The sequence below is a fragment of the Rhizobium sp. BK008 genome (assembly GCF_014197345.1).
Lineage (GTDB): Bacteria > Pseudomonadota > Alphaproteobacteria > Rhizobiales > Rhizobiaceae > Rhizobium > Rhizobium anhuiense.
In genome coordinates this window covers 684252-706804 of the sequence record NZ_JACIFK010000001.1, presented here as the reverse complement: position 1 = coordinate 706804, position 22553 = coordinate 684252, and the positions used below count along the sequence as shown (strand labels likewise).

General features: G+C 61.9%; 23 protein-coding genes and 1 other RNA gene. 10 read left to right on the top strand and 14 right to left on the bottom strand.

The window, feature by feature from the left end:
• Window position 1: 1 nt before the first annotated feature.
• Genes FHT69_RS03280 through nthA form a run of 3 tightly spaced genes read right to left on the bottom strand, consistent with a single transcriptional unit; the run spans window position 2 to window position 1666 of the window.
• On the bottom strand, window positions 2-370 hold the full coding sequence (locus FHT69_RS03280; protein ID WP_047610820.1) for a nitrile hydratase accessory protein: 369 nt from the start codon (window positions 368-370) through the stop codon (window positions 2-4).
• Window positions 357-1016 carry a nitrile hydratase subunit beta gene (gene nthB, locus FHT69_RS03275; protein WP_047610822.1) on the bottom strand — a complete coding sequence of 220 codons (660 nt, stop codon included), beginning with the start codon at window positions 1014-1016 and terminating at the stop codon, window positions 357-359. The genes FHT69_RS03280 and nthB overlap by 14 nt, the downstream gene beginning before the upstream one ends.
• Window positions 1013-1666, bottom strand: a complete 654-nt coding sequence (gene nthA / locus FHT69_RS03270) for a nitrile hydratase subunit alpha (protein ID WP_047610824.1) — start codon at window positions 1664-1666, stop codon at window positions 1013-1015. Before nthA ends, nthB begins: the two co-directional genes overlap by 4 nt.
• 97 nt (window positions 1667-1763) lie before the next feature.
• Between nthA and FHT69_RS03265 the strand changes: the two genes are divergently transcribed.
• Both FHT69_RS03265 and FHT69_RS03260 read left to right on the top strand, forming a co-directional pair.
• Window positions 1764-3038: an SDR family oxidoreductase gene (locus tag FHT69_RS03265; protein WP_183904905.1), complete on the top strand. Its 1275-nt coding sequence runs from the start codon at window positions 1764-1766 to the stop codon at window positions 3036-3038.
• On the top strand, window positions 3038-3514 hold the full coding sequence (locus FHT69_RS03260) for a DUF2269 domain-containing protein (protein WP_183904904.1): 477 nt from the start codon (window positions 3038-3040) through the stop codon (window positions 3512-3514). The genes FHT69_RS03265 and FHT69_RS03260 overlap by 1 nt, the downstream gene beginning before the upstream one ends.
• Here FHT69_RS03260 and FHT69_RS03255 read toward each other — a convergent pair.
• The gene (locus FHT69_RS03255) at window positions 3506-4099 is read right to left on the bottom strand and encodes a LysE family translocator (RefSeq protein WP_183904903.1); all 594 of its coding nucleotides are present in this window, start codon (window positions 4097-4099) and stop codon (window positions 3506-3508) included. The genes FHT69_RS03260 and FHT69_RS03255 overlap by 9 nt on opposite strands.
• 150 nt (window positions 4100-4249) lie before the next feature.
• Here FHT69_RS03255 and FHT69_RS03250 point away from each other — a divergent pair, with 150 nt between their 5' ends.
• Window positions 4250-5098, top strand: a complete 849-nt coding sequence (locus tag FHT69_RS03250) for an aldo/keto reductase (protein ID WP_183904902.1) — start codon at window positions 4250-4252, stop codon at window positions 5096-5098.
• 80 nt (window positions 5099-5178) lie between these two features.
• Here FHT69_RS03250 and ilvN read toward each other — a convergent pair whose 3' ends face one another.
• Both ilvN and FHT69_RS03240 read right to left on the bottom strand, forming a co-directional pair.
• Complete coding sequence (ilvN, locus tag FHT69_RS03245; RefSeq protein WP_047610833.1) at window positions 5179-5751, bottom strand: acetolactate synthase small subunit; 573 nt, start codon at window positions 5749-5751, stop codon at window positions 5179-5181.
• An 83-nt stretch (window positions 5752-5834) separates the two neighbouring features.
• Complete coding sequence (locus tag FHT69_RS03240) at window positions 5835-7625, bottom strand: acetolactate synthase 3 large subunit (protein ID WP_047611753.1); 1791 nt, start codon at window positions 7623-7625, stop codon at window positions 5835-5837.
• A gap of 323 nt (window positions 7626-7948) precedes the next feature.
• On the opposite strand from FHT69_RS03240, the gene FHT69_RS03235 reads away from it, so the two are divergent.
• Window positions 7949-9973: an ATP-binding protein gene (locus tag FHT69_RS03235; protein ID WP_047610835.1), complete on the top strand. Its 2025-nt coding sequence runs from the start codon at window positions 7949-7951 to the stop codon at window positions 9971-9973.
• Here the strand turns inward: FHT69_RS03235 and FHT69_RS03230 are convergent.
• A complete protein-coding gene (locus FHT69_RS03230; RefSeq protein ID WP_047610837.1) occupies window positions 9958-10884 on the bottom strand; it encodes a dihydrodipicolinate synthase family protein in 927 nt (308 codons plus the stop codon). The genes FHT69_RS03235 and FHT69_RS03230 overlap by 16 nt on opposite strands.
• 20 nt (window positions 10885-10904) lie before the next feature.
• Entirely contained in the window at window positions 10905-11519 is a 615-nt protein-coding gene (locus tag FHT69_RS03225) for a LysE family translocator (RefSeq protein ID WP_063474620.1), read from the bottom strand.
• Between the two features lie 141 nt (window positions 11520-11660).
• Here FHT69_RS03225 and FHT69_RS03220 point away from each other — a divergent pair, with 141 nt between their 5' ends.
• Window positions 11661-13151, top strand: a complete 1491-nt coding sequence (locus FHT69_RS03220; protein WP_132572538.1) for a PLP-dependent aminotransferase family protein — start codon at window positions 11661-11663, stop codon at window positions 13149-13151.
• 3 nt (window positions 13152-13154) lie between these two features.
• Here FHT69_RS03220 and miaA read toward each other — a convergent pair whose 3' ends face one another.
• Complete coding sequence (gene miaA / locus FHT69_RS03215) at window positions 13155-14051, bottom strand: tRNA (adenosine(37)-N6)-dimethylallyltransferase MiaA (protein WP_047610844.1); 897 nt, start codon at window positions 14049-14051, stop codon at window positions 13155-13157.
• Between miaA and serB the strand changes: the two genes are divergently transcribed.
• A complete protein-coding gene (gene serB, locus FHT69_RS03210) occupies window positions 14050-14940 on the top strand; it encodes a phosphoserine phosphatase SerB (RefSeq protein ID WP_047610846.1) in 891 nt (296 codons plus the stop codon). The genes miaA and serB overlap by 2 nt on opposite strands.
• 93 nt (window positions 14941-15033) lie before the next feature.
• Here the strand turns inward: serB and FHT69_RS03205 are convergent, their stop codons facing one another.
• The 5 genes from FHT69_RS03205 to FHT69_RS03185 all read right to left on the bottom strand — a co-directional run bounded on the left by FHT69_RS03205 (window position 15034) and on the right by FHT69_RS03185 (window position 20819).
• Window positions 15034-16779: a Do family serine endopeptidase gene (locus tag FHT69_RS03205; protein ID WP_183904901.1), complete on the bottom strand. Its 1746-nt coding sequence runs from the start codon at window positions 16777-16779 to the stop codon at window positions 15034-15036.
• A gap of 207 nt (window positions 16780-16986) precedes the next feature.
• Complete coding sequence (hflC, locus tag FHT69_RS03200; RefSeq protein WP_183903135.1) at window positions 16987-17943, bottom strand: protease modulator HflC; 957 nt, start codon at window positions 17941-17943, stop codon at window positions 16987-16989.
• 3 nt (window positions 17944-17946) lie between these two features.
• Window positions 17947-19029, bottom strand: coding sequence for an FtsH protease activity modulator HflK (gene hflK / locus FHT69_RS03195; RefSeq protein ID WP_047610852.1), 1083 nt, complete (start codon window positions 19027-19029; stop codon window positions 17947-17949).
• 165 nt (window positions 19030-19194) lie between these two features.
• The gene (locus FHT69_RS03190; RefSeq protein ID WP_183903136.1) at window positions 19195-19917 is read right to left on the bottom strand and encodes a dihydrofolate reductase; all 723 of its coding nucleotides are present in this window, start codon (window positions 19915-19917) and stop codon (window positions 19195-19197) included.
• A 107-nt stretch (window positions 19918-20024) separates the two neighbouring features.
• The gene (locus FHT69_RS03185) at window positions 20025-20819 is read right to left on the bottom strand and encodes a thymidylate synthase (RefSeq protein WP_183903137.1); all 795 of its coding nucleotides are present in this window, start codon (window positions 20817-20819) and stop codon (window positions 20025-20027) included.
• Between the two features lie 111 nt (window positions 20820-20930).
• Here FHT69_RS03185 and ssrA point away from each other — a divergent pair.
• The 4 genes from ssrA to FHT69_RS03165 all read left to right on the top strand — a co-directional run bounded on the left by ssrA (window position 20931) and on the right by FHT69_RS03165 (window position 22513).
• Window positions 20931-21293, top strand: a transfer-messenger RNA (tmRNA) gene (ssrA, locus tag FHT69_RS03180).
• Window positions 21294-21421: 128 nt separating this feature from the next.
• On the top strand, window positions 21422-21937 hold the full coding sequence (locus tag FHT69_RS03175; protein WP_047610856.1) for an SspB family protein: 516 nt from the start codon (window positions 21422-21424) through the stop codon (window positions 21935-21937).
• A gap of 50 nt (window positions 21938-21987) precedes the next feature.
• Window positions 21988-22182, top strand: coding sequence for a DUF4169 family protein (locus tag FHT69_RS03170; protein ID WP_047610858.1), 195 nt, complete (start codon window positions 21988-21990; stop codon window positions 22180-22182).
• 106 nt (window positions 22183-22288) lie between these two features.
• The gene (locus FHT69_RS03165) at window positions 22289-22513 is read left to right on the top strand and encodes a ribbon-helix-helix domain-containing protein (protein WP_047610860.1); all 225 of its coding nucleotides are present in this window, start codon (window positions 22289-22291) and stop codon (window positions 22511-22513) included.
• The last annotated feature ends 40 nt before the right edge of the window (window positions 22514-22553 follow it).

Here is a 22553-nt window from a genome sequence, read left to right as displayed (position 1 = left end):
ATCAGCGCGAGGGATCGTTGCTGAGCTCGATCGGCCGTCCATGCGGCGTCGCTTCCGCCGCCCGCTGCCAGCTGTGCTGCAGTGCCAGGATCGTTTTCGCATCGGCGATGCCGTTGCCGACGATCAGATCCGAGAGAGCTGCCACCCAGCAGTCGAAATAGTCGCTGCCATCTTCGGCCCGGCCAGGCTTGTGCAATTGCGCGGACAGCGCTTCAGCCCATTGGCTCCAGCTGAACAGGCCTTTTGCGTGCAGGTGCACGGTCATGGCAAAGGCTTCGGCCGCCCATGGCTCGGGAAAGACCGGCTCTCCCTCCGGCGATCTCGGCAGGCTGGGCGATTGCGCCAACGGCGATATCTCATGCCGGCTCAAGATAGCTCTCCCAGGCATCGATCGACACGGTCAGCGTGGGATCGGCATCCGCGCCCCAGATCTCCGCACCGTCGAAAACGACCGTATAGAGCCATTGCGGGTTTTCGCCCTTGCCATGCGCATTGTCGTCAGGGAAGACGAACGAACCTTGTACAGCTTCGACCACACCGGTCCTGGCGCGCGCGTAACGCGGTAGGCGCGTATGCGTCGGCGGGTTGAAGTTCTTCGTCCTCACCGTCGCGCCGACCACAAAGAGCGGCGCGGTCTTAACAGGACGATCGCAAGGCCCACCCTTTGCCAAAACGGCGGGCACGATGTCCGCTTTCAGCACGCGCTTCGGCACCGCGCCGTCCTGCAATGCATGGCCGGACAGCAACTCCTCGCGCGTCGCAAAGCCGTGCCGCTCCAGCAGCTTGTCGATGCCGCGGATCCAGATCTCGTAGTAGCTGGCGGCGAGGTAATCGGCCGGCGGAATATTCTCGCGTGCATGCCGGCTTTCATCGATCGTCCACGCGCCGAAAGCGCCGCAGGAGATGGTGATGCCGAGCGCCCGCTTTTCCCATGCCGCATGAAAATAGGGCTCATTCTTTTCGGGCGCGACCGGCCCGAAGCCCATCTGCCCGCCGAGATCGTGCGGTCCGTTCATGGTGTGCTCTCCGGGCTGGCGGCAACCGCGGTGCCGATCATCGCATCGCGGCTGACGAGACCGGCAAGCGCCTGTTCGTCCATTCCTTCCGTGCATTCCGGCCGCTCGGGAATGACGAGGTAACGCAGCTCTGCCGTCGAATCCCAGACGCGGATCTTCTTGTCCTCCGGCAGCGTCAGCCCGAATTCCGCAAGCACGCCGCGCGGATCGATGACGGCGCGCGAGCGATAGGCCGGCGCCTTGTACCAGACCGGCGGCAGGCCGAGCACCGACCAAGGATAACAGGAGCAGAGCGTGCAGACGACAAGGTTATGAGTCTCCGTCGTGTTGAAGACGGCACGCATGTGCTCGCCCTGCCGGCCAGTGTAGCCGAGACTGGCGATCGCCGCCGTCGCATCGCGCTTCAGCCAGTCGGCGAAATCGGCATCGCTCCAGGCTTTGGCGACGACATGGGCGCCGTTTCTCGGCCCCACCTTCGTCTCATAGGTCTCGACGATCGCATCGATCGCCGCCGGATCGATAAGCCCCTTCTCCGTCAGCAGCGTTTCCAGCGCCTTCACACGTGCCTGCATGTCGGAATAGTGATTGTCGTGATCATGTCCGTGGGCATGATCGTGGTCATGGCTATGCGCGTCATGATCGTCGTGCAAGACACTGTCCTCCCGAAACTTTCTCCTATTTTTACCATATGCCGCAGGTCCGCCAAGCCCTTCTATGCGCCCTCAGCTTTTCCGCTAATCTCCCGCCATGAACATTCTGATTCTCGGCGCAACCGGCTTCATAGGCTCCGTGGTCGCGGCCCGGCTCGTTGCCGATGGCCACGCCGTGACCGGGCTTGGCCGCAATCCCGCGCGTGCCCGCCTGAAACAGCCGGCGATCGACTGGCGGCGCGCCGATCTCTCGCGCATGACGAAACCGGCGGATTGGGACGACATCCTCAAGGACCAGCATGCCGTCATCAATTGCGCCGGCGCCCTGCAGGACGGCCTTTCGGACGATCTGTCGGCCACCCAGGCAGAGGCGATGCTGGCGCTCTATTCTGCCGCAAAAGCCTCGTCGCGCCCGCTGATCGTGCAGATATCGGCAAGGACGGCGGGAGCGGCCGGCGATCTTCCCTTCCTCACCACCAAACGGCGGGCCGACGAGGCGCTTGCGGCAAGCGGCCTGCCATATTTCATCCTGCGCCCTGCCCTGGTTCTCGGCCGCAATGCCCATGGCGGTTCGGCGCTGCTGCGCGCACTCGCAGCCTTTCCATTGGTGCTGCCCCTGGTCCATGCCGAAAGCCTCGTCGAAACACTCTCTGTCGATGATGTGGCGGAAGCCGTGTCGCGGGCGGTTTCCGGCGACATCTCCGGCGATGTCGATCTTGCCGCGGCCGAGACCCTGACGCTCGCCGATCTCGTCCGCCTGCACCGGCAATGGCTCGGCCTCCCTCCCGCCCGCTTGTTTGCCCTTGCCCCCTGGCTTGCCCGGCCGGCGACATGGCTCGCCGATCTATCGGGCCTGCTCGGTTGGCGTTCGCCGCTGCGTTCGACAGCGATGACCGTCATGTCGGAAGGTGTGCAGAGCTCGAAAGTAGACGGCGGCCTCGTCGCGACATCAGCGGCTGCGACGCTCTCGGCCAATCCCTCCGGCGTCCAGGATCTCTGGTTTGCCCGGCTCTATCTCCTGAAGCCGCTTGTCATATCGGGCCTGTCCGTCTTCTGGCTGCTTTCCGGTCTGCTCCCGCTGCTGGCGCTCGACAGGACATTCGCTCACTTCCTGCCATTCATGCCTCACGCTGCCGCAACGGCGCTGACGCTGGCGACCTGCCTCGTCGACATCGTCCTCGGTGCCGCCGTCCTTGTCCGTCCCCTGGCGAAACGCGCCCTTCTCGGCATGCTTGGTGTATCGCTCGCCTATCTCGCCGGCGCCAGCCTGCTCGAACCCGCGCTCTGGCTCGATCCGCTCGGGGTTCTCGTCAAGGTGCTGCCGTCGATCCTGTTGACGCTGGTAGCCCTTGCCATCCTGGATGAACGCTGATGTTTGAAGAATGGCTGCTGCTCGCCCATGTCATTGGCGCGACCGTGCTCTTCGGTACCGGCGCCGGTATCGCCTTCTTCATGGTGATGGCGCATCGCACGCGCGATCCCGCACTGATCGCCCATGTCTCAGCAACCGTCGTCATCGCCGATACGGTCTTCACCGCCACCGCGGCCATCCTCCAGCCGGTGACCGGCACTCTGCTGGCGCGATCGATCGGCTGGGACCTGTCGGAGGGCTGGATTGCGCTGTCGCTGCTGCTCTATGTCGTCACCGGCCTGTTCTGGCTGCCGGTCGTCTGGATACAGATCCGGCTGCGCAATCTCGCTCGCGCTGCCGCGGCATCGGGAAAAGCCCTGCCGCCAGCCTATTTCAGCCTTTACCGCATCTGGTTTGCTTTCGGCTTTCCAGCCTTCTCAGCCGTCCTCGGCATTTTCTGGCTGATGCTGACGAAGCCGTCGATCGCTCTATTTTAACATCGGCCAGAGGCTCGCCACCAGCAGCACCGCCATGCTGATATTGAACCATTTCAGCCGCACCGGATCGGAAAGCCATTCCCTGAGCGCCGAGCCGAAACCTGCCCATGTCGAAACGCTCGGCACATTGACCGCCGCGAAAGCGAGACCGACGATCAGCACGCTGACGAAATAGAGTTGCGGATTGGTATAGGTGGCCATCGCCGTGACCGCCATCACCCAGGCTTTTGGATTGACCCATTGGAAGGCGGCAGCCGACAGGAAGGACATCGGCTCGACGCCGCTCCTGCCTTCGCTGAGCGAGCGCGACGAGGCGATCTTCCAGGCGATCCAGACGAGATAGGCGCCGCCCGCAAATTTCAGCGCCGTATAGACGGCCGGCACCGTATGCAGAAGCGCGCCGAGCCCGAGGCCGACGCCGATGAGCAGCGAGAAAAAACCGGCGCCGATGCCGAACATATGCGGGATCGTCCTGCGGAAGCCGAAATTCACGCCCGATGCGAAGAGCATCATATTGTTCGGTCCCGGCGTGATCGATGTCGTAAAGGCAAAGAGAACGAGGGCGAGAAACGTATCCAGCGGCATCCGACCTCCCGAGCCAGCTTTTTGCGGCCTGCTTATTTAGGTCAGCATAACTGCCCTAAACTGCCGATGCCATGACATCATTGTCATGGTGACAGGATTACTTGAAAGATGGCGAGCCGGCCCAATCTCTTGGCGAAGGGACAGAAAATTATGCAAGACGACCCGATTCCATCGATCACATTCCCGAACGGCACCGAGGTGCCGGCGCTCGGCCAGGGAAGCTGGGCCATGGGCGAGGATGCCGGCCACGCCAGGGCCGAGATCGAAAGCCTGAAGGCCGGCATCGATCTCGGCATGACGCTGATCGACACCGCCGAAATGTACGGCGACGGCGGCGCCGAGGAGATCGTCGGCCAGGCAATCAGGGGACGGCGCGACGAGGTCTTCGTCGTCAGCAAGGTCTATCCCTGGAACGCCAGCCTGAAAGGCACGATCGAAGCCTGCGAGCGCAGTCTCGAACGGCTCGGCACCGACCGCATCGATCTCTATCTCTTGCACTGGCGCGGCAACTATCCGCTCGTCGAAACCGTCGCCGCCTTCGAAATGCTGAAAAAATCCGGCAAGATCGGCGCCTGGGGCGTCTCCAACTTCGACACCGACGACATGCAGGAATTGCTTGGAGTGCCCGACGGCGCCAATGTCGCCGCCAACCAGGTGCTCTATAATCTCTCCCGCCGCGGCATCGAATTCGACCTGCTGCCCTGGTGCCAGAGCCGCAAGATTCCCATCATGGCCTATTCGCCGATCGAGCAGGGAAATATCCTGCATCATCCCGAGCTGATCCGCATCGCCAAGGCCTATCAGGCAACGCCCGCCCAGCTGGCGCTCGCCTTCCTGCTCGAACGCGACGGCGTCATCGTCATCCCGAAGACCTCGAATGCCGAACGCGCTGCCGAAAACCGCGGCTGCGTCTCGCTCGATATCACCGACGAGGACTGGCAGGCGCTGGACGCCGCCTTCCCGCCGCCGGCAAAGAAAAAGCCGCTAGAGATGCTCTGATCTCCAGCGGCTTTCGCCATTATTGCAGCAGCGGGCCTACATGCCCGGGCTGTAATATTTACATGCCCGGGCTGTAGTCTCTACATGCCCTGGACACCGCGGTTCATCGCCGCAATGCCGGTGCGGCAGACCTCGATCAGGCCGAGCGGCTTCATGATCGCTACAAACTGGTCGATCTTCGACGACTTGCCGGTGATCTCAAGAATGAAGTGACCGACCGTCGCATCCACTACCTTGGCGTGGAAGGCGTCGGCAAGGCGCAGGGTCTCGGCGCGCATGTCGCCCTCGCCGATCACCTTGACCAACGCCACCTCGCGCTCGATCGGCCGGTCCTGGCCGAGTTCGCGGGCGCGCACCGTCAGGTCAACGACGCGATGCACCGGCACGATCCGCTCCAGCTGCGCCTTGATCTGCTCCAGCACGTGCGGCGTGCCGCGTGTGACGATGGTGATGCGGGAAAGATGCGCCTGATGCTCGGTCTCGGAGACCGTCAGGCTCTCGATATTGTAGCCGCGGCCGGAGAACAGGCCGATGACCCGGGCAAGAACGCCCGGCTCGTTGTCGACGAGAACTGAAAGCGTGTGGCTTTCGACGGCCGCCGTTTCCGGCGAGATGAAATAGGCGGAGCCCGTGGGCTGTAGATGTGCGTTCATGGTCCTGAGTTTCCTCTTCCCTGCCGCATAACCCCGAAAATCGGAAACGATTTCCGGAAAGGATTATGCGCAAATTAAAAATGTCAGACGAGCGCGCGGCCCTTGGCGTCGATCGCATTGGCGACCGCCTCGTCGGTGGCTTCATCCGGCAGCAGCATCTCGTTATGGGCCTTGCCTGAAGGGATCATCGGGAAGCAGTTGGCGAGATTGGCGACGCGGCAGTCGAAGATGACGGGCTTTCTGACCTCGATCATTTCCAGAATGGTGTCGTCGAGCTCATCCGGCTTTTCGCAGCGCAGGCCGACGGCGCCATAGGCTTCCGCCAATTTGACGAAGTCGGGCATCGCCTCGGTATAGGAGTTCGACAGGCGGTTGCCGTGCAGCAGCTGCTGCCACTGGCGCACCATGCCCATATACTGGTTGTTCATGATAAAGATCTTGATCGGCGCATCGTGCTGGATCGCCGCCGACATTTCCTGGATGCACATCTGGATCGAGGCATCGCCGGCAATGTCAATGACGAGGCTGTCGGGATGGGCGATCTGCACGCCGAGTGCGGCCGGCAGGCCGTAACCCATCGTGCCGAGGCCGCCCGAGGTCATCCAGCGGTTCGGCTGTTCGAAGCCGAAGAACTGCGCCGCCCACATCTGATGCTGACCGACCTCGGTGGTGATGTAGGTGTCGCGGTCCTTGGTGTGGGCGTAGAGCCGCTCCAGCGCATATTGCGGCATGATGACGTCGTTGCTCTTCGTATAGGCGAAGGAGTTGCGCGCCCGCCAGCGGGTGATATCGGTCCACCAGTCGTCGAGCCGGCCCTTTTCCGGCTTCTTCGGCAGCGCCCGCCACAGGCGGACCATGTCTTCGAGGACGTGGCCGACATCGCCGCGGATGCCGATATCGACCCGGACGTTCTTGTTGATCGAAGACGGATCGATGTCGATATGGATCTTCTTCGAATTCGGCGAAAAGGCATTGAGACGGCCGGTGATGCGGTCGTCAAAACGCGCGCCGATGCAGACCATGACGTCGCAATCGTGCATCGCCATGTTGGCTTCGTAGGAGCCGTGCATGCCGAGCATCTTCAGCCAGTTCTTGCCGGAAGCGGGATAGGCGCCGAGGCCCATCAGCGTCGAGGTGATCGGGAAATCGGTGAGCTCGACCAGCTCGCGCAGCAGCTTGGAAGCCTCGGGACCGGAATTGACGACGCCGCCGCCGGAATAGATGACGGGACGGCGTGCATTCGCCATCAACTCGATCGCCGCATGGATCTGGTTGAGGTCGCCCTGGGTCTTCGGCTGGTAGCTCTTCTGGATCGTGTAGTCGGCCGGCGGTGTGTAGGTGCCGGTCGCAAACTGCACGTCCTTCGGAATATCGACGACGACAGGGCCCGGACGGCCGGACTGGGCGATGCGGAAGGCCTCGTGAATGACGGCGGCGAGTTCGTTGACGTCCTTGACCAGCCAGTTGTGCTTGGTGCAGGGCCGGGTGATGCCGACCGTATCGCATTCCTGGAAGGCGTCGGAGCCGATCAGCGAGGTCGGAACCTGGCCGGTCAGGCAGACGAGCGGGACCGAATCCATCAGCGCATCCTGAAGCGGCGTGACCGCATTGGTGGCGCCCGGACCCGAGGTTACCAGCATGACGCCGACCTTGCCGGTCGAGCGGGCATAACCTTCGGCCGCATGGCCTGCCCCCTGCTCGTGGCGGACGAGGATGTGCTTGACTTCCTCCTGCTGGAAGATCTCGTCGTAGATCGGCAGGACCGCGCCGCCGGGATAGCCGAAGATATGTTCGACGCCATTGTCCTTCAGCGCCTTGAGAACGATCTCCGCTCCCGTCATCCGATTGCCTGCCGCCTGATTGTCCGTGCTCATCTGTCTGTTCCGTTTATGCTGGGATTTGCGTTTGTGGCCGGAAGCCCTGATTTCGGGCATAAAAAAAGGCCCCGGAGGAGCCTGTCATCTAGCGCATGGGTGGCTATCGCCGGATGGTTACACCATCCTGCCCATGCGCTTTCCCACCACGATAAGAGCCGTTGCGATTTTCATGGTCGGAAGTGATAGACAGAAAATTTCGCAGCGTCAACGCATGCCGCAATAAAAAACTGCCCGACGCCCGTATCCCCGAAAATCGATAGGATGAAGGATTTGTTAAAGGATCGACTTTATTCTTATACGCTACCGCATGGAGTAGCCCTTTGCTCAACAACGACTTGCGCACGTCTGGCAAGGCAGGCGAGCATGATCGCCGCGATGGCCATGCGCCGGGGAATCGCTTTCTCGGCCGCGTCGTTGCATGCAGCGGCTCCAGAGCGACGATTGCCGCCGTCGCCGAACAGGGCGGCACCGATCTTACCGAACTCTGGTCCGTGGGCCGGCTGATTTCGATCAGCGTCGGCCGCAACCGTGTCGTCGCCCTCGTCTATCAGATGAACACCGGCAGCCATGCCTGGGATGAAGGCGAAGACAACACGTTCCGGATCGAGACCGAACTGCTCGGCGAAGTCCGTGTGGATGAGGACGGCACCGAGGAGTTCTCGACCGGAATCTCGCGTTATCCCTATCTCGGCGCCATCGCCCACCGCATCCGTTCCGCCGACCTGATGCGCATCTATGATGCCGGCGAGGGTACGACCGCCGTCATCGGCAAGCTGACGCAGGACGAAAGCATCGATGCGGCGATCCACATCCCCTCGATGCTCTCCAAGCATTTCGCCGTCGTCGGCTCCACCGGCGTCGGCAAGTCGACCGCGGTCTCGCTGCTCCTGCACAAGGCGATCGTGGCGGATCCGAAGCTGCGTGTACTGATCCTCGATCCGCATAATGAATTTGCCGCCGCCTTCCCCAAGCACGCAGTCACCATCGATACCGATACACTCGACCTGCCCTTCTGGCTGATGCGGCTGGAGGAATTCGCCGAGGTCGTTTTTCGCGGCCGTCCGCCGGTGCCCGAAGAACTCGACATGCTGCGCGATATCCTGCCGGAAGCCAAACGCGCCTTCCGCGGCAGCGACAACTCGCTGGTGCGCCGCACCACGGAAAAAAGCTCGATCACCGCCGATACGCCGGTTCCCTACCGCATGGCCGATCTGCTGGCGCTGATCGACGAGCGCATCGGCCGCCTGGAAGGCCGCTCGGAAAAGCCCTTCCTGCGGTCGCTGAAGATGCGCCTCATCGCCGCGATCAACGATCCGCGCTATCATTTCATGTTCTCCAACAACACGATCAGCGACACGATCACCGAAACCATCGCGCAGATCTTCCGCATCCCCGGCGAGAATCGGCCGATCTGCACCTTCCAGCTTGCCGGCATTCCCTCCGAGGTCGTCAATTCGGTCGCCTCGGTGCTCTGCCGCATGGCCTTCGAAGTGGCGCTGTGGAGCGACGGCGCCATCCACATGCTCGTCGTCTGCGAGGAAGCTCATCGCTACATTCCCTCCGATCCGAGCCTCGGCTTCGTGCCGACGCGCCAGGCGATTGCCCGCATCGCCAAGGAGGGCCGCAAATACGGCGTCTCGCTCGGCATCATCACCCAGCGGCCGGGCGAGCTCGACCAGACGATCCTGTCGCAGTGTTCGACGCTCTTTGCCATGCGCCTTGCCAACGACCGAGACCAGGAAATCATCCGCTCGGCCATCCCGAATTCGTCGATCTCGACGACGAGCTTCATCTCCTCGATCGGCAATGGTGAGGCAATCGCTTTCGGCGAGGCGATCAGCGTGCCGATGCGCATGCGCTTTTCCCGCGTCGAGGAGAACCTGCTGCCGAAGGCGAGCAGCGCCAACAGCAAGCAAAGCGAGGAAGATCCGGATACAGTCGACCTGCGCAAGATCGTCACCCGTATGCGGGCGGTGACCGTCGGACCCGACATTTCGAATTTCCAGCAGAACTACGCCGCATCCGTGGCAAGCTTGGACGAGGCTGATGCAGCCGACGAGGATCTCGACGCCACGGCTTACGCGCCACCCACCTCTTCGGCCGCGCCGCTCGAATCCTACCGACGCGAACTGCTGCCGCAAACGCCGCGGCTGGATCCGGCTGCAGTGCCGGCGATCGATCCCCGGCTGGACGCGCTCCGCCGCGAGATGCGCCGCGAGGAGCCGGTCTTTCCCCGGCCGGCGCCGTCGGCGGATCAGCCAGCGATCACCCGCCGGGAGCCTGGCACGTCGCTGCGCGAAAGCATCCTGAAAAAACCGCTGAGCAGCCTCTACAACAAGGATTGACGCTTCAGCTCACTCTCCAGCGTCATTAGAGGTCCGACGGCGTCGAGCACCCGTTGCCGGTCCATCGATGCGAGCGGCAACAGAGGTCGTGGGAGCTCTGCCCGAGCGAGTGAGAGAATGTCGACCAGCGTATAGACCACGCGAAGGCTTCCGAATTCCTTGAACGTTTTCCAGAGCGGCTGGAGGAGAGCATCGAGCCGGCGCGCCTCACCACTGTCGCCCGCAATCGCGGCCTTGCTGAGCGCAAGGGCGACGCGCGGAAGCAAGCCGCCGATGACGCTGTACCAGGCATCGGCGCCTGAAAGCAGCGCTTCGGCCGCCCCCCAGTCGCCGCTATAGCCGATCGCAAGCTCGGTCTTCTCCCGCAATGCCGCCAGCTCGCCTGCGAGATGCCCGTCAACAGGCAGAGGCATCTTTACCGCCTGGATCGTCTCGAGGTCGGACAGGCGTTGCAGAAGCTCGCGGCTGAAGGTGAAGTGGGTCGTGCCGGGATTGTTGTAGATGCAAAGCGGCAGCTTCGCCGCCTCCGTGACCGCAAGGAAATGCCCATAGGCTTCTTCCTGGGTCAGCGGCGTATAGGATACAGGCGCCAGCAGAAGCGCATCTGCACCAGCGGCCTCGGCATCCCTCGCAAGGTTTTGGGCCTGGTCTGTCCTCAAAGCGCCAACGCCGACGACGAGGGGAATACGGCCGTGAACGCATTCGACCGCAGCCTCGACGGCTCGCCGCCGCTCCTCAGGTGCAAGAAAGGCATAGATCCCGGTGCTGCCGAGAAGACCTATCGAGGCGACGCCTGCATCGCACAGGCGCTCCAGCAGGCGGCTAAGAGCTTCGGTGTCGACCCTGCCATCCCGATCGGCGGGCGTTGGCGGAAAGGCCGAAAGACCATGAAACGGAGAAGCGACAGACATGATGCGATCCTGAAAAACGGTCAATGTGAAAACAGCAGGCGCGATCCGGCGCCGGCGAAGAAGACGGCGAGACTTCCCTCGATCCACCGCCGCGCGCGGGCATAGCCGCGCACCATCGGCGCCGTCGAGAAGAGCACAGCATATCCGGCAAATATCGAGATCCCGAGAAGCACGCAGCCGCCGAACGCCGTGACGGCCATCTCTGGCGAAGCGCCGGGCTTAAGGCCGAGCGACATGATCGCGACCCAGGCCAGAACCGCCTTCGGATTGCCGAGATGCATCAGAACGCCGCGGCGATAGAGCATGCCGAGTTGCGCGTCAGGCCGGACGAGCTCACCTGCCGGCCTGTCCGGGGCGGCTGCCGAGCGGGCCGCCTTCCAGGCGAGCCAGAGGAGGTACAGCCCGCCTGCGACCTTGAGGAACAGCAGGGCATGGGCATAACGGACCAGCAGTGTCGAAATGCCGGTAACCGCGATCAGCCCCCAGAATGTCGACATCGTGATGACCCCGGCGGCCAAGGCTAACGCCGGTCGACGCCCCTGCCGCATCGCCACATTCATGATGGCCATGTTGCTTGGTCCGGGACTGCCGGCAGCAATTGCATAGGCGATATAGACGACGAGAAGATCCTGCATTTGCGTGTTTCCAGAAGTTTGCGCCCACGGACGGCCCCCAGAAACGAAGAATACGGGGAGCAGCCAATCCGCTTCCTTTTCCTCGAAAACTGGTCCACCATGAAGCACCATTTTTGAAGAAAATCTCTAGACCATTTTGCGATGTCCAAACGGCGCAGCACCATCGAAATCCCGTCGCTCAACGCGATCGATCGAACGGCCAATGTCGGCCGCCAGCTTGCCCAGAGCCTGCGCAGCGCAATCGCCAGCGGCGAACTGAGGCCAGGCGAACGCCTTCCTTCGACGCGCAGCCTTGCGGCTTCGCTGAAGATCGCGCGCGGCACTGTCGTCGAGGTGTTCGATCAGTTGGTCGCCGAAGGCTATCTCGAAGCGCGGGTCGGAGCAGGAACCCGGGTTGCCGCTCATCTCCTGGACGCGATGCCGGCGCCGGCAGCACCGCCGGTCGCTGATGCTGTCGATCTGCCTCCCCCGGCTGCCCGGCTGATCGCCGTTGCCCGTGCGCTCACCCCGCACCCACCGGTTCCCTTCGCCATCGCCGTCCCGGCGTCCGGTATTGCGCCCGACGACACCTGGCGCCGCCTTGGCAATCGCGTGCGCGCGTCGAGACAGGCCGCACCCTCGGGTTACCACGACCCGATGGGTCTGCACGAGCTCAGGCTTGCCATTGCCGACCACATCCGGCGCGCGCGGGCCGTTCATTGCGAGCCGGAACAGGTCATCGTTACATCGGGCACCCAGCAAGGCCTCTATATGGCAGGCCGGGTGCTTCTCTCGCGTGACGATCCGGTATGGGCCGAAGACCCCGCCTATCCCGGGTTGACGGCAGTGCTCGACGATCTCGGCGTACGGACCCACCGCTTGCCCGTCGATGCACAGGGGATGAACGTGGAACGCGGCCTCGAACTCTGTCCGCAGGCGCGCGCCGCATTCGTCACCCCTTCGCACCAATATCCGATCGGCATGCCGCTCAGCATGGCGCGGCGCAATGCCTTGATCGCCTGGGCCGACCAGAATCGCGCCTGGATCGTCGAGGACGATTACGACAGCGAGCTGCGTTATGCCGGACACCCGTTTCCCTCGATGCAAGGATTGCGTCCGTCACGCGTCATCTATCTCGGAACCTTCAGCAAGGTGCTCTTCCCCTCCCTGCGCCTCGGCTACGTCATCGCCCCTCCTCCGCTCGTAGAAGCCTTTGCCGGCGCCCGCGCCATTCTCGACCGGCATTCGCCGATCGCAGAACAGCATGTTCTGGCGGCTTACATGCGGGAAGGCTATTTCGAGGCGCATATCCGGCGCATCCGCGGCCTCTATGCCGACCGCCGCGCTGTCCTGCTCGCAGCGCTCGAGCGGGCCTTGCCCGAGGGATGCCAGGTTCAGCCGAGCGACCAGGGCATGCACATTCTTCTGTGGCTGCCCGAGCAGGCCGACGACGTGCAACTTGCAGCACGCGCCCTATCGGCCGGCCTCGCCGTGCGGGCGATCTCCCCGATGTATGCCGCGGAGCCGGCGCGCCCCGGCCTGATGCTGGGCTTCGGCGGATTTCTTCCGGACCAGCTGCGGGCGGCGGTCGGCGAACTCGCCAAACTGCTGAGCCTGCAGATGACTGGAGCGGAAGGCCCGCGTCAGGTCTGACACTTAAGCGATCAGCCGTTCCCAGCTGTCGTCCATCTGGTTGCGGAACCATGTCATCTGCCGCTTGGCATATTGCCGCGTCGCCGCAGCACCCTTCTCCAGCACCTCGTCGCGTGTCATCTCGCCCCTCAGCATCGCCGCGATCTGCGACACGCCGATTGCCTTCATCACGGGCGCCTCGGCCGGCAGGTCGAGCGCAAGCAGCGCCCTCACCTCGTCTTCGGCGCCTTGCTGCAGCATTTTTTCGAAACGGCCGTTGATGCGTTGATGCAGCACCGCCCGGTCCGGCAGCACGACGATCTTGCGGGCCTCACCCGCGTCGATCACCACCGGTCCCGACTGGCCCTGGAAATCGGCGATCGACCGCCCCGTCGCCTTCATCACTTCCAGCGCCCGGACGATGCGCTGTCCGTCCTGGCGGTTGAGACTTGCCGCCGTGGCGGGATCGGCGTCAGCGAGCTCCGCGTACAACCCGTCCGGCCCCTCCTCCAGCAGCCGTGCCCTGAGGCTTTGCCGCAGTGTCTCCGGTATCCCGGGCATATCCGAGAGTCCGCCGGTCAGCGCCTTGAAATAAAGCCCCGTGCCGCCGACGAAGACCGGCAGCCGTCCTTCGGCCTTGAGCATCGGCAGCAGCGCCGAGACATCGCGCAGCCAGGCGCCTGTGGAATAGGCCGCCCCCGCCGGCACGTGGCCGTAGAGATGATGTGGCACGCCTTGCATCTCCCCCTCCGACGGCCGCGCCGTCAGCACCCGCAGCGTATCGTAGACCTGCATGCTGTCGGCGTTGACAACGACACCGTCATGGCGTTTGGCCAATTCGACGGCGAGCGCGGACTTGCCGCTGGCGGTCGGCCCGGTTATCAGGATCGCGTTCACTGTGCTCAGAAGGTTTTCCATCATGGCCCTCGTTGCCACGCTTGTTGCCAATCCGTCAAATCCCGTGCTGACACCCGCAATCGCCGAACAGGCGGCCGAGGTGGTGAAGGCTTCCGGCCTCTATTGGCTGGCCGACGGCATCGCCTGCGACATCGCGCTGCGCGACGGCACGGATGCGCAGGCGGCCGAGGCCAATATCCTTGCGCTCATATCAGGCGCACCGATCGACCTCGTCATCCAGGAGCAGGAGACCCGCCGCAAGAAGCTGCTGATTGCCGACATGGATTCGACGATGATCGGCCAGGAGTGCATCGACGAACTCGCCGCCGAAGTCGGCCTAAAGGAAAAGGTTGCCACCATCACCGCCCGCGCCATGAATGGCGAGATCGCCTTCGAACCTGCCCTGCGTGAGCGTGTCGCCCTGCTCAAGGGCCTGCCGCTGTCGGTCGTCGACGAAGTGATCGCCAAGCGCATCACACTTACCCCTGGTGGCCCGGAACTGATCGCCACCATGAAATCGAAAGGCCATTACACCGCCCTCGTCTCCGGCGGCTTCACGGTCTTCACCAGCCGCATCGCCGCCACCCTCGGCTTTGATGAGAACCGCGCCAACACGCTGCTCGAAGACGGCGGCATACTCTCCGGCTTCGTCGCCGAACCGATCCTCGGCAAGCAGGCGAAAGTCGATGCGCTGAACGAAATTTCGGCTCGCCTCGGCATTTCGCCGGAAGAAGCGATCGCCGTCGGCGACGGCGCCAACGACCTCGGCATGCTGCACCTCGCCGGCGCCGGCGTCGCCCTCCACGCCAAGCCCGCCGTCGCCGCGGAAGCTGAGATGCGCATCAACCACGGTGATCTCACAGCCCTGCTCTATATCCAGGGCTACCGGAAGACGGATTTCGTGACGGCTTGAAGACCGACGTGGCACACCCTCATCCCTATGCTCGTCACAGGAATGGGCGAGAGTTGGAGACGACGGCGGTAATTCACCACCGCCGCAACTTTCTTATTCCATCGGCACCGCCACGAACCGGAGATCGCCATTCGCCGATGCGATCATAAGCTGGGCGTTGCGGCGGCCTTCCTGTTTCAGCGCCTGCACCTTGGCGGCGACCGCATCCGGCGACTTCATGAACTCCTGCGCCACTTCGACGATCACATCGCCGGGCTTCAGCCCCTTTTCGGCCGAGGCGGAGCCGGGCGTCACCTCTGTCACGACGACGCCGTCGACGCTCTCGGCGATGCCGAAAGCCTTGCGCGTCTCGGGGCTCAAAAGCGACAGCGACAGGCCGAGCACGTTCTTCGGCGTTGCCGCATCCGGCGCCACCTGACCCTTATGCTGGTCCGGCGTGCCGGGTTCGGGCTGGACCTGATCGCCGCTGTCAGGCTGGTCCATGTCATTGTTTTCGCCGGGATCCGGCGTGATCACGCCGTCGTCCTGCGAGCCATCGGGCGCCGCATCGCCGGATGCGGCCGCCTGATCGCTGTCTTCGAGCCGGCCAAGCTTCACCTTGACGGTCTGCTCCTTGCCGTCGCGCAGCACCACCACGTCGACTTCCTTGCCGACCGTGCTTTCCGCCACGACGCGCGGCAGGTCGCGCATTTCGCTGACGGTCTTGCCGTCGAATTTCAAGATGACGTCGCCTGCCTTGATCGAGCCATCGTCGACGGGTCCGCCCTTGATGACGCCGGCGACCAGCGCGCCCTTTGCGCTGTCGAGCCCGAGGCTGTCGGCGATATCGTCGGTCACCGGCTGGATGCGCACGCCGAGCCAGCCGCGCCGCGTCTCGCCATATTCGCGCAACTGGTCGACGACGCCGGACGCAAGCTCCGACGGCACCGAGAAGCCGATGCCGATCGAACCGCCGCTCGGCGAGATGATCGCCGTGTTGATGCCGATCACTTCACCCTTCATGTTGAAGAGCGGTCCACCGGAATTGCCCTTGTTGATCGCCGCATCCGTCTGGATGAAGTTGTCATAGGGGCCGGCATTGATATTGCGGCCGCGGCCGGAAATGATGCCTACCGTCACCGAACCGCCGAAGCCGAACGGATTGCCGATGGCCATCACCCAGTCGCCGATGCGCATCGTGCTGGAATCGCCGAATTTCACGGATTTCAGCGGCGCCTTCGGCTCGACCTTCAGCACGGAAAGATCGGTCTTCGTATCCGTGCCGATCAGCTTCGCCTTGAGTTTCGAACCATTGGCGAAATTGATCTCGATGTCGTCGGCGCCCTCGATCACGTGATTGTTGGTGACGATATAACCGGCCGGATCGATGACGAAGCCGGAGCCGAGCGAGCTGACATTGTGGTTGCCGCCCTTGTTGCCCTGCTGCTTGTTGAAGAAATCGTTGAAAAACTCCTGGAACGGCGAGCCGTCGGGCGCACGCGGCGCCGGGCCGGCCCCCTCGTCGTCCTTCACATTCTGCGAGGTCGAGATATTGACCACGGCATCGAGCAGCCCCTCGGCGAGATCGGCGACCGAAGCCGGGCCGTTGTTTGGCGTGACGGCCTGGATCGGGGCGATCTGCTGTGGCGCGGCGGGTGCGGGCGGCGTGGGCGTAGGAGCAGCCGCCTCCGGAGCAGCCGCCTCCGGAGCAGCCGGAGCGGGCGTGGCAACCCCGGGAGCGGTCGTCTCAGGTGCGGTTTGCGCATAGGCAATCCCGTTCATGCCGGCATGCGCAAGAATTGCAGCGCTGGCCATAAGCGCGAGCGTTCGTCTGAAGGGCGAGCGTTTCGTGGGGGCCATCAAGCTTCCTCATAAGGGGTAAATGCGCACATTGAGCACCAGCATAAGGCGGAATGATGGAGGGTGAAATCACCTTTTCGCGAAATCCCCGTGCAATGTGACGTGGCCTCGCAAATGCCGGATCATCTCAATCATCCCACAAAAAAAGGGCCGGCACTCGGGCCGGCCCTTCGAGGATTGTCGGGATGCGATCGGCATCCCTTGCCGTCAGTTCGCCGGCTGGGCGGGTGCTGCGGGAACAGCTGCAGCCGGTGCGGCCGGATTTGCCGGTGACGGCTGCATCGTGCCGGCGGCATTGTCGAAAAAGCGGAAAAATTCCGAATTCGGCGACAGCACCAGCGTTGTGTCCTGCGACGAAAGCGCCGAGGAATAGGCCGCCATCGAGCGATAGAACTCGAAGAAGGCTTGATCCTTGCTGAACACTTCGGCGAAGACGCGGTTGCGTTCGGCATCGCCCTGGCCCCGAAGGATTTCAGCATCGCGCTGGGCGCCTGCGGTGAGCTCGACAACCTGGCGGTCGGCGACGGCCCGGCGCCGCTGGCCTTCCTCATTGCCTTCGGCACGGATACGCTCGGCCTCGGCAAGGCGTTCCGAACGCATGGCATTATAGGTGTTCGGCGCAACCTCCGGCGAAAGGTCGGTACGGCGGATGCGAACGTCGTCTATATGCAGGCCGAGATTTTCGGCATCTGTGCGCAGGTCGTCGCGAATTTCCAGCATCATCGCGACACGCTCTTCCGAGAGTGCGGCATTGTAGTCACGCAGACCGTAGACGCGGCGAAGCGATGAATCGAGCTGCGCCCTCAGCCGCGCTTCCGCGGCCTCACGATCACCCGATACCGTCTCGCGGAAACGACGGACATCCGAGATATTGTAGATCACGAAGGCATCGACGTCGAAGGTCTGGCCGTCCTGGACCTGAACCCGGATATTGTCGAGATCGAGCCTCAGCGCCTGCTTTTCGACCAACTGAACGCGGTCGGCATCCATGAAGCCGAACGGCAGCTTGAAGTAAATGCCAGGCTCGGTCTTGACCGACTGGATCTGGCCGAAACGGACGACAATGGCCTGCTCGCGCGCATTCACCACGAAGATGGACGAATAGAGCCCGACCAGCACGATGGCGAGGATGAGGAGAATGATGGGAAGTCTGTTCGATGTCATGACTCAACCTCCCTGCTGCGCCGGTTTGCCGAGCTCGTTGAGCGGCAGATAGGGCAACACGCCCTGCTTCTCATCGATGATGACCTTCTTCGAGTTCTTCAGCACCTGCTCCATCGTTTCGAGGTACAACCGCTTGCGGGTTACGTCAGGCGCCTTCGAATATTCGTCGTTGATCGCAGTGAAACGCTGCGCTTCACCTTCCGCCTCTTTCACGACGCGGTCCTTGTAGGCGGCGGCATCTTCACGGATTCTGGCCGCATCGCCTCGCGCCTGGCCAAGCTTCTGGTTGGTGTAGCGATTGGCCTCCTCGATCGTGCTATCGCGGTCACGGCCGGCACGCTGCACCTCTTCGAAAGCATCGGCGACTTCCCGCGGCGGCGCCACGTTCTGGATCGTCACGCCGGTGACGGTCACGCCGGCGCCATAGCGGTTCATGGTATCCTGCAGAATATTGAGCACATCCACTTCGATCGGCTGGCGATTGCTGCGGAAGGCGTCCTGGGCCGGACGCCGGCCGACGATTTCGCGCATGGCGCTGTCGGAAACCTGCTGCAGGGTCTCTGCCGGATTTTCGACGTTGAAGAGATAGGCCTTCGGATCACTGACCGTGTAGAAGACGGCGAACTGCACGTTGATGACGCTCTTGTCGCTGGACAGCATCAGGCCGTTCGAAGACGAGGCCGAGGTCGCCCCGATATTCAGCTGTTGCACGGTCACCTTGACCGTCTCGACGGTTTCCATCGGCCAGAAATGGAAATGCAGGCCGGGCATCGAGATCTCTTCCTTCGGCTTGCCGAACCGCAGCTCGACGCCGCGTTCGTCCGGCTGCACCACGTAGATGCACTGGATCAGCCAGAACACCGCGAGGATCGCCACGACGATCACCGCCACGCCGCCGTTGAAACCGCCGGGAACGATGTTGCGCAGCTGGTCCTGGCCGCGCCGGATGATATCTTCCAGATCGGGCGGTCCGCCCTTGCCGCCGCCACCGCGCGGGCGGTTCGGCCCCTGGCCCCATGGTCCCTGATTATTACCGCCGCCGCCGCCCCAAGGGCCGCCGCCGCCATTCTGATTGCTCCAGGGCATCAAAACCTCGTTGTTCGTTAAGTCTTCCACACATCCGGAACCGTGGGGGCTGACCGGCGGATGCGTTGGTGACCGTTATAGGTATCGCCGCATCGGCTTTCAACGCAACGTGGGAAACTTGGTCAATTTAATTGGAAAATAGTTCATTTTCAGGCGTGTCGGCGTTCAAGATCTAGTGGAACGCGTATCCTCTGGGAAGAACTCGTACTGCACGCCTTCACTGTCGGAAGCGACGACTTTCTTCTCATACAACTCAAAGTATTTATCGAAATCCGGCTCCCGCCCCATAAACTCTTCTTTAGATTTGAATCTATGTTCTGGCTTTCGCCTCTCGTAACGGGTTATGCGAAACGGAAATTGGTCGTGTTCACTCTTGGGGTATTCGTCCTCAAATCCACGCTTCCATTCGGACTTTGATCCAACCGCATCCTTCTCGAAGTCAGTTTCAAATTTAGCATCCCCATTGATAGGACCACAGAAGACTTCAGTCAGAAAAACCTGATTTATATAACGTTCAAATATCTTGTATATCTGCTCTCCGCCAATAACAAAAAACTCAAGCTTGCCAGCTATTATTGAGCTTACATCAGCGAATAACAAAGCCGTCTCAACATCTCTCGCCCATCTAACGTCAGGTGAGTTAGAAAGGACTTCAGATCGCGACAGTACAATATTTGCTCGATTTGGCAGAGGCCGACTTCCAAGTGATTCAAAGGTCTTTCGGCCCATAATAATGGCATGGCCAGACGTTCTTCTCTTGAAAATCTGAAGATCAGTACGCAGGTGCCATGGCAATCGGTTCTCAATGCCAATGATATTGTCCGGATAACTGCGAGCAACTATTGATGTTGCCGACGGCATTTTTACCCGTTTTCTTTTGATTCTCATTGACTGCAATCTTTGGTTGCAACTCGCTTATGCAGTCTGGTTATATTACGGAGAGGTCGCATTCAAGTCGAATGTGGCTAATTAAAATTAAAACTGCGAATGAAGTATCAGACGGCGATCGGCGCCTTGATGCTGGCATCGGCCTCGTAGCCGATCAGCTCGAAATCGTCGAAGGTGAAGCCGAAAATGTCCTTCACATCAGGATTGATGCGCATGAAGGGCAGCGGCTTCGGCCGGCGCGCCAGCTGCAGCTTCGCCTGGTCGAAATGATTGTGATAAAGATGGGCGTCGCCGAGCGTGTGGACGAAATCGCCGGGCTTCAGCCCGGTCACCTGGGCCACCATCATCGTCAGCAGCGCATAGGAAGCGATGTTGAACGGCACGCCGAGGAAGATATCGGCCGAGCGCTGGTAGAGCTGGCAGGAAAGCTTGCCATCGGCCACATAGAACTGGAACAGGCAATGGCAGGGCGGCAGCGCCATTTCATCCACTTCGGCCGGGTTCCAGGCCGAGACGATATGGCGGCGTGAATTCGGGCTGTTGACGATGCCTTTGACGAGATTGGCGATCTGGTCGATATGGCCGCCATCCGGCGCCGGCCAGGAGCGCCACTGGGCGCCGTAGACAGGCCCGAGATCACCGTTTTCGTCGGCCCATTCGTCCCAGATAGAAACGCCATTCTCCTTGAGATAGCGGATATTCGTCTCGCCCTTCAGGAACCAGAGAAGCTCGTGGATGATCGAGCGCAGATGCAGTTTCTTTGTGGTGAGGACAGGAAAGCCCTCTTCGAGGTCGAAGCGCATCTGGTAGCCGAAGACCGAGCGCGTGCCGGTGCCGGTGCGGTCGCCCCGGTCGGAGCCCTTGTCCATCACATGGTTCAGGAGATCGAGATATTGCTTCATGTCGCGCTGATTCCGTTTGCCCCAATTTAAGCCCTCAGCGGCGGGAAACCAATCGCCACCGGGCATTTTCCCAATGTTTCTGATGGGCCGCATAACGCTTTTATGACGTTTGCCCTTTCCTTGGGCTGAGGAAACCACTATATCACCCTTGCCGGCTTTCGGGTCGGCTATGGCGATAAATGAGCGGTGTAATAAACCTATTGGACCCGGGGGCGGTACCCGGCGCCTCCACCAAAAACCGGCGGCCTCGAAGGCCGGCTTTTGATGGGGGCGAAACAGGATCGACAAGGGTGTAAAGATCGTCTTTTTGCTCGGCATTGTACCGCCGTTATCGGGCTAAAATTGTAGTTGCAAACGACAACTATGCGGAAGCTCGTCTCGCTGCTTAATCGCGGTGTGACACTTCAATCAAAGTCCTAGTGGTTCGCACCTCTAGGCGGGGTCCGAAGGCACCTGGCAACAGAAGCCTTCACCTTCTCCCTGCCGCCGAAATCATGTATGCTGCTTCAAAACGTGACTCGGCTCCGGTCTTTCCCAAGGCGCCTGGACGTGGCATATAACCTTGTGAAAAGACTTCCGAACCGACGAAAGACAGGAAAAGCATGGGGCAGGATCATATCCGCTACGACATTCTGGCACAGGATGCACTTCGCGGCGTCATCCGCAAGGTTTTGGCGGAAGTCGGCGCGACCGGCCGTCTGCCTGGCGACCATCACTTCTTCATCACCTTCCTCACGGGTGCCGCCGGCGTACGCATCTCCCAGCACCTGAAGTCGAAATATCCCGAGCAGATGACCATCGTCATCCAGCACCAGTTCTGGGACCTGAAGATCACCGAGACGCATTTCGAGATCGGCCTTTCCTTCTCAGACGTTCCGGAAAAGCTGGTCATCCCGTTCAATGCGATCCGCGGCTTCTACGACCCCTCTGTCAATTTCGAACTCGAATTCGACGTGCCGCTGGCCGATGGCGAGGAGCTGCCATCAGGCGAGATCACCGCTTATCCTGTCGATGCGGCTGCAAAGCCCGATGACGCGGCGGGCGCGAAACCTGCCGACGGCGAAGAGAAGAAGCCGGGCTCCGTCGTCTCGCTCGACTCCTTCCGCAAGAAGCAGTGATTTGAAGGGAGGCCAAGCCTCCCTTTTTCATAGGGAATTCAGGCAACCGCATGAGCGCCGAAATCATCAATCTGCGCCAGTTCCGCAAGAAGCAGGCCCGCTCCGAAAAGGAAAAGCAGGCTGAGCAGAACCGCATTTCCTTCGGCCGCACCAAGGTCGAAAAGCAGCTGACCCGCAGCTTGAACGACAAGGCCGACAAGGCCCATCGCGACGGCCGTATCGAAACGGATGACGACGGCGCGTGACGCTTTCACCAACGGCTTGAAGAGCCGGAATGGATTCCGCAATCAACCACTTGCACGGCCGCCTTGAATCGATCTTCGAACCCGATCGAAACGCGAAACAGCCTTCATGATCCGCAAGCATTCGGCAACATTGCACGGCCATCGCACCAGTTTCTCGCTGGAGGATGAATTCTGGGCCGAGCTGAAGACCATCGCCGCATGCCGCTCGATGCCGCTTGCCGCGCTGATCTCCGAGATCGACGACCACCGTCCTGCCGACAGCAACCTGTCCTCGGCGCTGCGGCTCCACGTGCTCGCCTGGGCGAAGGCCGGCGGCGACCGCCGGACCTGATACATATTGCTTAAGATCGCATGGCGCTTTGTGACGGCGA

Bases quoted from the DNA above. Each gene is read 5' to 3' on its own strand.
- FHT69_RS03250 (WP_183904902.1), top strand. From the start codon at position 4,250: ATGCAAGACGACCCGATTCCATCGATCACATTCCCGAACGGCACCGAG.
- FHT69_RS03220 (WP_132572538.1), top strand. From the start codon at position 11,661: ATGTCCAAACGGCGCAGCACCATCGAAATCCCGTCGCTCAACGCGATC.
- FHT69_RS03260 (WP_183904904.1), top strand. From the start codon at position 3,038: ATGTTTGAAGAATGGCTGCTGCTCGCCCATGTCATTGGCGCGACCGTG.
- hflC (WP_183903135.1), bottom strand. From the start codon at position 17,943: ATGACATCGAACAGACTTCCCATCATTCTCCTCATCCTCGCCATCGTG.
- serB (WP_047610846.1), top strand. From the start codon at position 14,050: ATGGCCCTCGTTGCCACGCTTGTTGCCAATCCGTCAAATCCCGTGCTG.
- FHT69_RS03175 (WP_047610856.1), top strand. From the start codon at position 21,422: ATGGGGCAGGATCATATCCGCTACGACATTCTGGCACAGGATGCACTT.
- FHT69_RS03170 (WP_047610858.1), top strand. From the start codon at position 21,988: ATGAGCGCCGAAATCATCAATCTGCGCCAGTTCCGCAAGAAGCAGGCC.
- hflK (WP_047610852.1), bottom strand. From the start codon at position 19,029: ATGCCCTGGAGCAATCAGAATGGCGGCGGCGGCCCTTGGGGCGGCGGC.
- FHT69_RS03190 (WP_183903136.1), bottom strand. From the start codon at position 19,917: ATGAGAATCAAAAGAAAACGGGTAAAAATGCCGTCGGCAACATCAATA.
- FHT69_RS03265 (WP_183904905.1), top strand. From the start codon at position 1,764: ATGAACATTCTGATTCTCGGCGCAACCGGCTTCATAGGCTCCGTGGTC.
- FHT69_RS03205 (WP_183904901.1), bottom strand. From the start codon at position 16,779: ATGGCCCCCACGAAACGCTCGCCCTTCAGACGAACGCTCGCGCTTATG.
- FHT69_RS03185 (WP_183903137.1), bottom strand. From the start codon at position 20,819: ATGAAGCAATATCTCGATCTCCTGAACCATGTGATGGACAAGGGCTCC.
- ilvN (WP_047610833.1), bottom strand. From the start codon at position 5,751: ATGAACGCACATCTACAGCCCACGGGCTCCGCCTATTTCATCTCGCCG.
- FHT69_RS03240 (WP_047611753.1), bottom strand. From the start codon at position 7,625: ATGAGCACGGACAATCAGGCGGCAGGCAATCGGATGACGGGAGCGGAG.
- FHT69_RS03230 (WP_047610837.1), bottom strand. From the start codon at position 10,884: ATGTCTGTCGCTTCTCCGTTTCATGGTCTTTCGGCCTTTCCGCCAACG.
- miaA (WP_047610844.1), bottom strand. From the start codon at position 14,051: ATGATGGAAAACCTTCTGAGCACAGTGAACGCGATCCTGATAACCGGG.
- nthB (WP_047610822.1), bottom strand. From the start codon at position 1,016: ATGAACGGACCGCACGATCTCGGCGGGCAGATGGGCTTCGGGCCGGTC.
- FHT69_RS03255 (WP_183904903.1), bottom strand. From the start codon at position 4,099: ATGCCGCTGGATACGTTTCTCGCCCTCGTTCTCTTTGCCTTTACGACA.
- FHT69_RS03225 (WP_063474620.1), bottom strand. From the start codon at position 11,519: ATGCAGGATCTTCTCGTCGTCTATATCGCCTATGCAATTGCTGCCGGC.
- FHT69_RS03165 (WP_047610860.1), top strand. From the start codon at position 22,289: ATGATCCGCAAGCATTCGGCAACATTGCACGGCCATCGCACCAGTTTC.